Origin of the sequence: Aestuariibacter sp. GS-14, from assembly GCF_006494365.1 — a bacterium.
Classification (GTDB): Bacteria; Pseudomonadota; Gammaproteobacteria; order Enterobacterales; family Alteromonadaceae; genus Alteromonas; species Alteromonas mangrovi.
Window position 1 is genome coordinate 43,160 of sequence record NZ_VHIP01000015.1, and the last position, 12,190, is coordinate 55,349.

At 48.1% G+C, this 12,190-nt stretch carries 9 protein-coding genes; 3 read left to right on the top strand and 6 right to left on the bottom strand.

Features of this window, described 5'->3' with window-relative positions:
* The first annotated feature begins 2 nt into the window (after positions 1 to 2).
* Positions 3 to 1,469 (top strand): VWA domain-containing protein, encoded by a 1,467-nt coding sequence (locus tag FJ444_RS18170; protein ID WP_140960738.1) that lies wholly within the window; start codon positions 3 to 5, stop codon positions 1,467 to 1,469.
* Between the two features lie 45 nt (positions 1,470 to 1,514).
* Here the strand turns inward: FJ444_RS18170 and FJ444_RS18175 are convergent, their stop codons facing one another.
* The 6 genes from FJ444_RS18175 to FJ444_RS18200 form a co-directional block, all read right to left on the bottom strand.
* The gene (locus FJ444_RS18175) at positions 1,515 to 2,078 is read right to left on the bottom strand and encodes a hypothetical protein (protein ID WP_140960740.1); all 564 of its coding nucleotides are present in this window, start codon (positions 2,076 to 2,078) and stop codon (positions 1,515 to 1,517) included.
* Positions 2,079 to 2,087: 9 nt separating this feature from the next.
* Positions 2,088 to 2,906: a hypothetical protein gene (locus FJ444_RS18180; protein ID WP_140960742.1), complete on the bottom strand. Its 819-nt coding sequence runs from the start codon at positions 2,904 to 2,906 to the stop codon at positions 2,088 to 2,090.
* A 4-nt stretch (positions 2,907 to 2,910) separates the two neighbouring features.
* Positions 2,911 to 3,654 (bottom strand): PEP-CTERM sorting domain-containing protein, encoded by a 744-nt coding sequence (locus FJ444_RS18185; RefSeq protein ID WP_140960744.1) that lies wholly within the window; start codon positions 3,652 to 3,654, stop codon positions 2,911 to 2,913.
* Positions 3,655 to 3,804: 150 nt separating this feature from the next.
* On the bottom strand, positions 3,805 to 4,683 hold the full coding sequence (locus FJ444_RS18190; RefSeq protein ID WP_140960745.1) for a nuclease-related domain-containing protein: 879 nt from the start codon (positions 4,681 to 4,683) through the stop codon (positions 3,805 to 3,807).
* Positions 4,684 to 4,742: 59 nt separating this feature from the next.
* The gene (locus tag FJ444_RS18195) at positions 4,743 to 8,036 is read right to left on the bottom strand and encodes a DUF3427 domain-containing protein (protein WP_140960747.1); all 3,294 of its coding nucleotides are present in this window, start codon (positions 8,034 to 8,036) and stop codon (positions 4,743 to 4,745) included.
* Positions 8,033 to 8,644, bottom strand: a complete 612-nt coding sequence (locus tag FJ444_RS18200) for a bifunctional 2-polyprenyl-6-hydroxyphenol methylase/3-demethylubiquinol 3-O-methyltransferase UbiG (RefSeq protein WP_255439312.1) — start codon at positions 8,642 to 8,644, stop codon at positions 8,033 to 8,035. The genes FJ444_RS18195 and FJ444_RS18200 overlap by 4 nt, the downstream gene beginning before the upstream one ends.
* A gap of 207 nt (positions 8,645 to 8,851) precedes the next feature.
* Between FJ444_RS18200 and FJ444_RS18205 the strand changes: the two genes are divergently transcribed.
* Together FJ444_RS18205 and FJ444_RS18210 are read left to right on the top strand one after the other, a co-directional pair.
* Positions 8,852 to 9,280, top strand: a complete 429-nt coding sequence (locus tag FJ444_RS18205; RefSeq protein ID WP_140960751.1) for a DUF3010 family protein — start codon at positions 8,852 to 8,854, stop codon at positions 9,278 to 9,280.
* Positions 9,281 to 9,574: 294 nt separating this feature from the next.
* Positions 9,575 to 12,073: a glycoside hydrolase family 9 protein gene (locus tag FJ444_RS18210; protein ID WP_140960753.1), complete on the top strand. Its 2,499-nt coding sequence runs from the start codon at positions 9,575 to 9,577 to the stop codon at positions 12,071 to 12,073.
* Positions 12,074 to 12,190: the final 117 nt, after the last annotated feature.

A 12,190-nucleotide genomic window follows, 5' to 3' on the forward strand; every position in this document is an offset into this window, starting at 1 on the left:
CAATGAAATATACTTATTTGTTTTCAATGATGTTTATGTCGCTGGCATTTGCCAGTAATACACCGCCTGCAAATGTGCCAGCCAATGTAGCAGCCAATGTACCTGCCGCGATTATTGTGGATGCGTCTAATTCGATGTGGGGGCAGGTAAATGGCGTCGCTAAAATCGCTACCGCCAAAACGGCATTGCAGCAGCTTTTGCATAACTGGCCGGCCAATCGGCCTTTGTCGGTGTGGGCGTACGGCCATCGTTCCAAATCGTCTTGCGATGACATAGAGCAAATCGCCACGCCAGATAACGCCGATCCGGCCGCGCTTAAACGCAGTATTCTGGCGTTGTCTCCCAAAGGCAGAACCCCGCTCACTGCGGCGGTAGAGCAGGCAGCCACCTCCATGCAGGCCACTGGCGGTACTGTCATTCTGCTTACCGACGGCATTGAAAGTTGCGACCGCGACCCCTGTGCGCTGGCCGCTGAATTACAAGCTAAAGGCATAGCCTTTACTGCCCACGTGGTGGGATTCGACATAACCAACGAGCGCGACAAATCCCAGCTGAGCTGCCTGGCTACCAGCAGCGGCGGGCGCTATTTTGATGCTGGCAACGAGCAGGCACTGCTCGATGCGTTAGAACAGGCTCAGCAGCCGCAAGAACCCGCCCCGGCGCCGCAAATTGTATTGAGTGGTGCAGAACAAGTGGTTGCGACCCATCGGTTTACCTTAAGATGGCAGGGGCAAGCACAAATCGAAGACAAAGTGGTATTAGTGCCGTTAGGCGTTGCGCCTTCGCCGGGCAATGTGGTTGCTGAAGCCAAAACCTATGGGCGTAGCGAGGCTGAATTACTCGCCCCGGCCCAGCCGGGCCAGTACCAGGCGCATTATGTGTTCGATAGTTATAACCGGCGCGAAAGCATTGCTACACACACGCTTAATGTGGTGCCACTCACGGCCACATTACACTGGCAATCAGCCCCAATGGCAGGTAGCGAACTCACGGTACAAAGCGATATTCAATCCGACGCCGAATTAAGCCTGGTGCTGGTGGAGCATGGGCAAAACAGGCTAAGTGCAAGTTCTCGCGCCAGTTTTGCTAATGGCACAGGTAAACTGCGCTTAAGTAACCAAAGCGGTGAGTACGATGTTATTCTGGTGTCGAACTGGCATGCCAATGCAGAAGAACTGATCCGCCAGCCACTCACAATTCAGCCGTTGCAAACCCAGCTAAACGTAGCCTCGATACAGGGCCAAACCTTGCACATTGAATGGCAGGGGCCGGGTGCCGAGGGAGATAAAATCGTGCTGGTGGCTAAAGGTAATCAGGATAGCTGGGGCGGGGCACTCGATGGTGATTTTCCTGCGGGTACCACGCTTACGTTAACGGCCCCGGCACCGGGCCAGTACGATGTGCTGTATATCAGTGACTACTATGGCAATCAAACGGAGCTGGCGCGGATAAGCGTGGATCTGCCCTGAGCGGGCAGATCGCAACGCAGATAGTTATGAAGGTCGACACGTAGTTCAGAACTTGCCCTGCTCGCTAATGTGATTTAGCACCTGCTTAACGGTGTCGGGCGAGAGGTTGGCGGCAGACACCACTACCAGCAGGTCGCCAACCCGCAATATACCCTGAATTTCTTTGAGTGAGCCTACCGCTGCCTCGCGAACAAATCCCTGGCCACGGCCCATCTCTTCAACCGCCTGGTTGCCGCTGATCCTGTCCCAGTTCTGGTTAAAGTCCAGGCTTGTGCCATTGCCTTTTTCTTCCCGCAGCTTGTTTCCGGCTGCATAACTGTCTGGGTTATACAGGCTTAAAACGATCGACGGTTGTTTAAACTGCTCCGCAAAGGTGTTGGGTGCGGGCAGATCCACAAACAGCACTTTGCAGCGCGAACCCAGGCCGCTTTTACGGCGTTCAAAGTTATCAACTTGGGTAACCTCAAACGCTACCGGCGTTGCCAAAATGGGTTGCAGATTGTCTTTTTCAACCAAATTACATGCAGCATCGGCCTCTAGCGGCACACCTACTACCTCGTTACAGCCAATAAGCAGTGTTAGCAGGGCTAATGCAATTGTTTTACGCATAACACATCCTTAAAAAATATCCTTCAGAAAGCCTTTAATCTTGTCTTTCACTTTATCTTTAACCTGTTGCTGGGCTTCTTGTTTGGTCTCTTCAACTGCTTCTTCGCCAGCGTCTTGCATTAAACAAAGTGGGTTGTATTCAGCGCCTTCGGCGTTACAGTCCAACATGGCAGACGCCATGGAGAGATCCTGAATTCGGGTGTTGGGTGGCAGTGCGTAATAATCATCGGGCATGTCTTGCTGCGAGAGCGACAGCAGAACCATGCTGTTGTCTTGCCTCAACAGCCCGCCGTATTGATTTAGTTCGGAGCTGGTTTGAGCGAAGCTGTCTGCCGCCGACATATTCGCGCCCGCCATTTTTGCCCAGGTGGATGTCATGCTCATTAACGCACTGCGCACCTGCGCCAGTTGCGGATCCTTACTCAGCACTAATTCCGAACGCATTTTTTTGCCGTCCTGACGGTACGTTAAAACAAACACGTTGCCTTCAAAGCCCGCCACGGTTTCGGTTTTTCCGGTATTCACCACGCTGAATTCCGGATCCTCGCCGGTAGATGTGTTGTCTTGCGAGCCAAACGATACAGCAGCTATGTCGTTTAACGAGATGGCGGTGTAGCCTTGCGCATCGCTGCCACTTACGCTGTAAATATCGTCGCCTTGTTTCAATAAAAACTGACCCTGCGACATGTTCATGCGAATGTGCTGGTTGTTGCTAACCACTATTTCAACCTGTGCGCCAGACGAACGGTACGTTGCCTGAATGTCGGCCAATACAGGAGCCGACACGCAGCCAGCTAACAAGCTCAATAAAAGAGTAGAGTGTTTCATGGGGTTACCCTCTGGCCAATTTACGACGACACGCAATCCCCACCAAACCCAGCATAAACAGCATTAAGCTGGCAGGGGAGGAGGCGTTTGTGGTGGTATTTGGCTGTTCGCCATAAAAGTTAACCGTGTCTAACCAGGCATCAACGTAGGTGTAGGTTAGGTTGCCGCCGCGCTGGGTAAAGTTAAAAAATGCGCAGCGCACAAAGGTATTTGGCTGATCGCCACAGCCGTAGGCAGGATCGCTCCAGGTGAACGACTGGGCTAGGTCTACACCGTTCAAAATGGCCGCTTCGTATTCTTCAACAAAAAACGATTTCGAAATCGACGTATTGCCCGTAGGCGAAGGAATGAGGTTGTAGTCGTGTACGCTTACGTAATCTTTGGCTTGAGAGGTGGTATAAGACAGCGCGTCGTAGCTGGCGGTACCCGTGAGTAATCCTTCAATATCGAAGTCTTGCAGCTGCCATTGAATATCAACCCAGTTGTCATTCAAATCGACGTCTTCGTAACGCGCAGAATTGGCATTTAAGTCGCGGTCTACCACCTGGGCCGCAGCCGTATTAATGGTAAAGGTGCCAAACACGCGCTTGCCATTCGCAAAGCGCTGACCCAGCGAAATATCGTTGGAAAAGCTGTTGTATACAAAACCGGAAAAATCCCCGGATATCAGCGCGGCATTCACGTTACCGCACTGAGTAAACAAACCCATTGCAAGCGCAACAGGTATAAGGCGTTGAGAGTGTTTCATTTGGTATCCCTGTGAGTGTGTTGTAGTGATAAATCGTAACAACACAGGAAATCCGGACAGGGGTTGGGGAATTTTATTGGAATAGCGTTATTTTATTTTGTTGCGCCTGTTTTTATTCCTGTTTTAGGAAAGGTGTTTTCAGCTCTCTCACTAAAACTCGTCAGTACGCCGCATGGCTAATTGTTCAATCTGATGGTTTATCCGATCCAATGCCGAGTTATCTAATATTGGTCTTTTGGAAATGCTGTAATACTTGGTAAGTGATTTATGATTCATTACAGGCACAGCCGGCTTTTGTTTAATTTCAATATACCAACCAGGGATAACCACTAGAGGCTGCGTGACCACTTCCATTCCGGTGCTTTGCGTTAGTTCTTTAGATAACCACTGAGCTTGTCGTTTGGCTTGCTCGATAATTGATCTGTCGGTGAAGTTAGGAAACTGAATAGTGTCTCCCTCCACAATCAGTCTATGGGAATCCTTAGCTCCTTTAATATTGGGTTTTCGTCTGCCTTTTGTTTCGATAGCTAAAACGCCACCAGGATAGGTAACTACGTGATCAATGTTAAAGTTCGGCCCCTGGATATCATGAAAAACGCGCACGTTTCTGTCTGTTATTTTTGATAGAGCGTAAGAGACCGCCCATTCGGCTTCTATACCCAGTCTGACATTTCTTAGTTTGCTAAATTCTTTTATAGCTTTAAGTAAGTGATACAACGCAGCCGCAAAGAACAAACAAGCGTAAACCCACCAATGCGTAATTTTGATATCAAAACCCAAGAATTGAGAAATGGTTGGAATTGAAAATGGAAGTTGAAAATAAATGGTGGCCAGCATCATCCACGCCACCATATTAAAGTTCAAATCTTTCTGAGATTGGATAAGGGAAAAGGCTGGTATCCTAGCCATGTCATTGTATTCAAAGGGGATGCGAGATTTCTTCGATATCACCTTAGCGATAAAAGCAATGGCAAAGAAAAAGACTAAGATTGGCACCATTGCGAAAAAAATGACATAAAGTAATTCCAATTATTTCATACTCCAAAATCTGTGTAGCGTGACTATAACGAAAAGTATCTACCTATGTTTTAGCTACCCGACAACAACTCCCAAGTCACATTCATTGGCTTTTCGCCGTTGTGTTCAACGTACGAAACCTCACCATAAAACATAAAGGGAGCGGCTGTTTTGCCGCGTAATTTGCTCTCTCTCACGAATAAGTAAACTCGGCTACCCAGTTTCTTATGTTCTATGATTTCTTTGCCACGTTTGTTACTTGGTGAAGTGCTATTTTGTGACTGCCAGTGAAAGTGTTTCTCGTCTTTGAAGTAATCGTGATATTGGTGCTCACTACCTTTCCCTTGCTTGTTAAGCGTGACCAGTAACACCTGCGCGTTTTTCTCATTCAGTACCACATGGCCTGATTGCCAGTTTCCGGGGTTAAAAGTTTCGTTGAACAAGGGTGGTATGTCTTCGCGCATAAATTCTTGCCCTACGAATAACTCTAAAGGGTCAACTTTTCCTTTCAGGCGTGCGAAGGTCACCATGTCTTCACTGGCTTTGATATCAGCGTAGTCGGGGTTAGCTGCCCTGAGCGTGTAGCCATCTGCATCTTTAAGCACTTTTCGCAGTAGATATTGGTTGTCTCCTGCGGTGTCTTGGCGTTCAATGGCAACCGTGGCATTGCTAATACTACCAGCGTTGCTAGGGGTAATTTGTTCTAGCAATAAGTAGTCGCCGTCGTAGATTGGATTTTTCCCGCCATTCATTGAATTGCCCGATGCTCTAGCTATAAAGTGTTTGTTGGCGTCCAAATTGCCAAAACCGCTAGGGGCGTTAACTAGCTCTGATGCTTCAGCACTGCCGGTTTTGAAATGACCACAGGCAATTTTAATGTCAGGGAAGAACGGTAGCTGTACGGTTTTTGGGAATTGAACAACATTACTGGAATGAGCAGACGTTGGTAATCGATTCTGTTTGTAAGCAGCGAATCGTTGATCAACAACCTCTTTGGTCATGTTTACAAAGGTTTTGCTGTGGTCGGCCTGAATGCTTTGGTTGAAGCTAAATGTATGGCTGGCTAAGGTAAACCAAGAAATGTTGGATTCTGGTTCTTCAGTACACCAAAATGTGATCGGGTTTTCTCGCCAATGGCGCTTCCAGATTGATTGCGTTACTTCCTGAATATTTCGCTTACTTTCGGGTAAGTCACTTATCCATACTGGATTGTTTAGGTACCACTTGCGCGACCAGTCTGCCAAATTATCAACGCTGATGTGTGCTTGAAATGCATTATGTTCGATTAGCGTATCGAGCAAAATCAGTTTGTAGGCTTTGGAAAGGCGTGTAATTGCTAAGTCTTTAAACCATTGCAGATGCAATTCCAATACTTCGAGTTCGTCAGCAGATATATCCCCTTTAGAATCTACGAATTCCCACCATGAACCGCGGTTTTTGCGGAGTTTATCAATGCTTGCGCCGCTATTAAAAAACTCTGTATAAGTAGGTCTGCGTCCTAACGTATCTTTTAGCTTGTCGTATTGAATATCTAATTGATCTGTAGATAGGCTCGCTAGAAAATCAATAAACTCAAGATCGAAGTTTACGTAACAGCCGTCAGGTAATAATTGATTTGGGTTTTTTGCGATCTTAACCAATTGGTGCCTGTTTAGCGGTTTATTGCTAAGGCCAGCAAATAGCATTTCTGGGCGATTTAAAAAGCTATGGTGGTTACCTACAAAATCCAAGATAACTAATCTGTCTTTTCCTTCGCTTTGGCGTAATCCCCGGCCCATTTGCTGCAAGAATAGAATTTTGGATTCAGTGGGACGAAGCAGCATTACGGTATCTATCTGAGGTAAGTCCATTCCCTCGTTAAATAAGTCGACTGAGAACAGCACGGAAATGTCGCCGCTACTGAGTTTCTCTAGGGCCTCACTTCTTGTTAGCGCGGAGTCTGAATGCACGCTGGCCGCTTTCACGCCATGTTCATTAAAATAATCTGCCATGTAGTCTGCGTGTTTTCGGGACACGCAAAATGCTAGCGTCACTTGCTGAGACTTTTGTTGCCACTCTTTCAACACATGTTTAGAGCGGCCCTTGGTTGCTAACTTATTTGAAAGCTTTTCTGGGTCGAATTTGCCGTTTCGCCAAGGCAAATGTTCGTAGTCGACTTCTTTGTCGAAGATACCGTAATACGAAAAAGGGCATAGCACTTGCGCTTTAACCCCGTCGAAAAGATCTTGTTGATAAATCAGGTTGTTGTCGCACAATTTGAGAATGTCGCTGCCATCGGTTCTGTTTGGCGTAGCAGTAAGCCCAAGCATAAAGCCCGGGGTAAAGTGTTCTAACAGTCTTTGATATCCATTGGCAGCAGCATGGTGGAATTCGTCGATAATGAGATAATCGAAAGCGTTTGAGGCAAACTTGCTTAAGTGGGCGATTTGCCCAATTGTTTGCACTGATGCAAATAACAGATCGAACTCTGCATCCTTTTGCTTACCGCTATACCTGCCCACTTTTTTACTTGGTAGTATTTTTAAAAAGCTTGCTTCAGCTTGCAGTAGGATCTCTTCACGGTGCGCAACAAACAGGACTTTTCTTGCGTTAATATTCGCTACATCGAAAGCAGCCAAATAGGTTTTACCCATACCTGTGGCTAATACTACCAATCCTTTTGTTGCACCGGCATCACGGGCTTGCTTCAAAGCAACCAAGGCTTCAGATTGATGTTCTTTCGGGGTTGGGATTTCGTGCTCATGTTCACCGGGAAGTGAAGCTGATGAATACATTGGGGTTACAGTTCTAGCTTGCTGGTATCGGTGTTCGTATTTAGCTATCCAGTCGAATGACAGCGAGGTGACCTGTGGCAGGGTCAATAGATAATTGTACTGTTCTCGGATTTCTCGAATACGCGCAACCGATTCAAGATCGTTGTCATTTGGGTAGTCAATGCGGTAGTTCCACTCTATACCGTCTGTAAGTGCGGTCTTACTGATATTACTTGAACCCACAAACGCCCGCGCTGAAGCCATGCCTTGTAGGTCATTTCGAACAAAAATGTATGACTTCAAATGAAAGCTGGTGGCTTGTTTGCTCTCATAAACACGAATATCAGCGCCACGCTCTCTTAATAACATTAAACGCTTTAGCGCTTGGGGCTCAGTAATATTCATATAATCTGAAGTGAGCAGAGACAACTGTACATTTCTCAGTGAAGACGACATTGCAGCCTCGATGTCTTCAATGATCAGATTTAAGCCAGAATTTCGTATAAACGACACCGCAATTTCAATATTGGTTGCTGTTTTCAGCGCTGTTCGAATTTCGTGAAGCAGGTAGTGCTTGTCTCTGCCAGTAATTAAATAGTTAGTGGCTGTCATTCTGCTTCTTCGCGTATCAGTTCTGCTGTAACCCACGCCACTTCTTTGCGACTCAATGTGTCTTGGGTGGGGACTGGGCTTAAATTGCGCGCAACTAATCTATTTTCTGACGCAAGCGCTTCTAGCTCTTCGTAACTTACGGGGTGCATCGGGCGAGCTTCGTCGTTTGGCCCAAATCGCAAGCTTATATACATTTTACCGCTGGGAGAAAGTAGCGTTGCTAGCCGAGCTAGTGCAAGGGGACGAACTTCTGCTGGCAAATGCATCCATACGGCCGAGAGCAAAATTAAATCGAATTGCTTGTTAGTAATAGAGGTAGCTTCTAGGGTGGGCAAGCTAGCTTTGCACCAATTTACATTATTATGAGCACGATGTTGTGCAAGCTCTCTCAGGCCGTCAGCGGGTTCAACAGCAATTACTTGCCAACCCTTCTGGGCGAGCCAATTCGCATCTCGACCACTTCCTGCACCTACGTCTAAAGCCATACCTGGTTTTGTATTGTCTAAAAACGTATTCCAGTCATTGTGCACTTTTTCTGCATCTACAGAATTATAAAGCGCAAAGTAATGCTGGGCTTTGTCACTATAATGTTGAATAGTCCTGTTCACTACGTTGAGAGTCCTTCCTGCTGTACCGACATACATTAACTTGATATTGCACAGCTATCTACGGAAAAGTAAATAGTCACTGATTTCCTATCCACTACCCTGTGAAATAAGCAGCTAAAAGAGAAATCCACATAAACACAAAAACCAGCCCGCAAAACCGTTAAATCCGCTATACTCCAGGCTGTTTTTTAAAGGTGGAGCTTGGCAATGCGTGTATGTGGTGTAGAACTGGCGGGAAATGATGCAAACGTTGCTCTATTGGAGCTGGATAACGACATGTTTCGTCTTCCTGATTGCCGTACCCGTAAAGTGAGCTTGCAAAAAGCCGCTACTGCCCATGAGCTTAAGTACTTTCAGAAAAGCTTCGCGCAACTGGTGCAGGACTACAAAATCGAAACCATCGTTATTCGTCAGCGTCCGATGAAGGGCAAGTTTGCGGGTGGTGCTATTGGTTTTAAATTAGAAGCGGCGCTGGAGTTGTTAAACGGTGTGCAGGTTATCATAATGCCACCCACCGACATCAAAACGGCATTAAAAGATAGCCGTATTTTCATCGAATTTAGCGAAACGGGTTTAAAGGGTTTCCAGAAATCAGCCTTTGAAACGGCGTTTGCTTATGTGAGTCAACACCTGTAATTCACGCCCTAACGGCTTGTTTGCTGGTTTATGCCCTAAACAACGTAGCGTTGGGGTATTCCCTTCGCCATGCTAATTCTGCATAAAAGGGTTTAACATAGCCTCGCTGATATGGCTTGGGAGTCTGCGTTCAGAGTTTATTTGCTCTGGAACGTTCACTGCACCGCCAGAAGATAATGGTGTGGTTTTCTGTGGTTGCCCCACCCAAAACAACAACCCCATAATTTAATATCATAATTTCTTTCGCAACTTGAGTTGATAACCTTCTGTTAACAAAACTACAGGAGTGTTTGTGTGATCAAGTCTGTTCTCTATTCTGCGATTGCCAGTGCGCTGGTGGCTGCGCCCCTTATTACCTCTGCTGATGCCTCTGCCAATGGGTCTGCTGCTGTGCCAGCGCTAAACGATAAAGCCTATTTTTCTCAGCCTAGCCTCGACATTGTGGTGTTTAGCAATTGGTATAACGGGTTATTCGGCGATTCTAAAATCAGTGGGGTAGAGCTTATTCACTTTGGTGAGCGCATTGCCACCAACGGCGATGTGCGTTTGAGCGCCACGCCTGAGCAGTGGGATCCCATCCCTACTTTTGTCGAGCGCAAGGTTAACAATAACACCCATACAATTAGCGCTACCTTGTCGTATCCAGAGCATGACTTTACTTACACCATAAGCGCCACCCCCATTGAAAATGGCGTGGAAATTACCTTGTCGTCGCCGCGTCCAGTGCCTGCTGAGCTGGTGGGTAAAGCGGGCTTTAATATGGAGTTTCTGCCGGCTAATTACATGGAAACCAGTTTTTTGGCCGATGGCAAACCGGGCACGTTTCCGCTGTACCCTACCGGGGTAAAAGAAGTGATTGGCCAACATGAACCGGTGCCACTCGCTTCCGCTAAGCAACTGGTATTGGCCCCTGAAAACGATACCAAGCGGGTTAGCATTGAATCATCGGTGCCGCTAACGCTTTACGACGGCAGAGCAAAAGCACAGAACGGCTGGTACGTGGTGCGCGGCGTGTTGCCTGCCAATAAACAAGGCGAGTTGCTCACCTGGCGCATTACCGCCAGTACTAACGATGCCTGGTTGCGCAATCCCATGATTGCCCATTCGCAGGTAGGGTATTTACCCGGTCAAACCAAGCGCGCAGTGATTGAATTAGACCAACGCGCGCCGGTAAACGGCGTGGCAGAGCTGCTAAAAGTGAATGCCGATGGCACCAAAGCGGTGGTGAAAAAGCAGTCACCCGGGAAGGTGGAAAACTACACCCGTTACCAGTACGCCACGTTTGATTTTACCGATGTCACTGAGCCGGGTTTATACCAGTTGCGGTACGAGGGCACTACCACCGCCTCGTTCCCCATTGCTGAGCATGTGCTGGATGCCGCCTGGCATCCCACGTTGGATCACTATTTTCCGGTACAAATGGATCACGTGTTAATTAACGAGGCGTATCGCGTGTGGCACGGTGCTTCGCACCTGGATGACGCCCTGCAAGCGCCGGTGAATCACGAGCATTTCGACCTCTACGCTCAGGGCCCCACCACCGATACCCAGTACAAACCCGGCGAACATATTCCCGGATTAAACGTGGGCGGCTGGTACGACGCGGGTGACTACGATATTCGTACTCAAACCCAGTACCGCACGGTGCGTTTTTTAGTGCAGGCGTTTGAGGAATTTGGCATCAGCCGCGACACCACGCTGGTGGATTACGACCGCAAATTTGTAGATATCCACGTGCCCGATGGCAAACCTGATCTGCTACAACAAATCGAGCATGGCACACTGGCATTACTGGCGCAGTTCAAGGCGGTTGGGCATGCCATTCCAGGCATTATTGTGCCGGATATCAGCCAGTACACCCATTTGGGTGATGGCTTAACCATGACCGACAACCTGATTTATAACGCGTCGATGGCAGACACCGAGTCCAACGGCATTGAAAGCGGTGTATTCGACGACCGCTGGGCGTTTACCTCTAAATCCACACCGCTTAACTACGGTTCAATGGCTGCGTTGGCGGCAGCCAGTCGCACGTTGCAAGGTTACAAACCGGCACTGGCAAAAGAGAGTCTGGATACGGCCATCGCCGCCTGGGCAACCGAAGCCGATAAGCAGCCCGACTTGTTCCGTGTAGGTAACACCACCGGTGGCGGTTTGGAAGAAGAAAAGCTCAAAGCCGCGGTGGAGTTGTTAATTACCACCGGCGACACCCAGTATCAGCAAGCGGTAAACACCTTGTTGCCACACATTGAGGAGCACTTCGGTAGCAGTGCGGTACTGGCTATCCGCGCACTGCCGTTTATGAACAAAGCCTATCAGCAACGCATTCGCGCGGCGGCAGAGGCCTACAAACCCAAGCTTGAGGTGGCAACCAGCAAGAATCCGTTTGGCGTGGTGATCACTGAATACGGCTGGGCGGGCAACGGCACGGTGCTCGACATGGCAGTCACCCAGTACTATTTGCATCAGGCGTACCCTGATTTGTTCAGCAGCGATTTGATTTACCGTTCACTGGATTATTTATACGGCACACATCCCGATTCCGACATCTCGTTTGTGTCGAACGTAGGCACTGTGTCGAAGAAGGTGGCTTACGGTATGAACCGGGCGGATTACTCATTTATTAGCGGCGCCATTGTGCCTGGGGTATTGATTCTGCAACCGGATTTGCCAGAAAACATGGAAAACTGGCCGTTCCTGTGGGGTGAAAACGAATACGTGATCGACCTGGGCGCGTCGTACCTGTTTACCGTGAACGCAGCGCTAAAACTGGCAGGCAGACATTCACAATAGGTACAAAACACCAAAAGGGCGCTGCATATGCAGTGCCCTTGGTGTACTTAAGTGAGGCCGCAGGATAAGATTTTTCGGCTATCGCAATATAGTGGCAAATAACGGCAACATGAATAA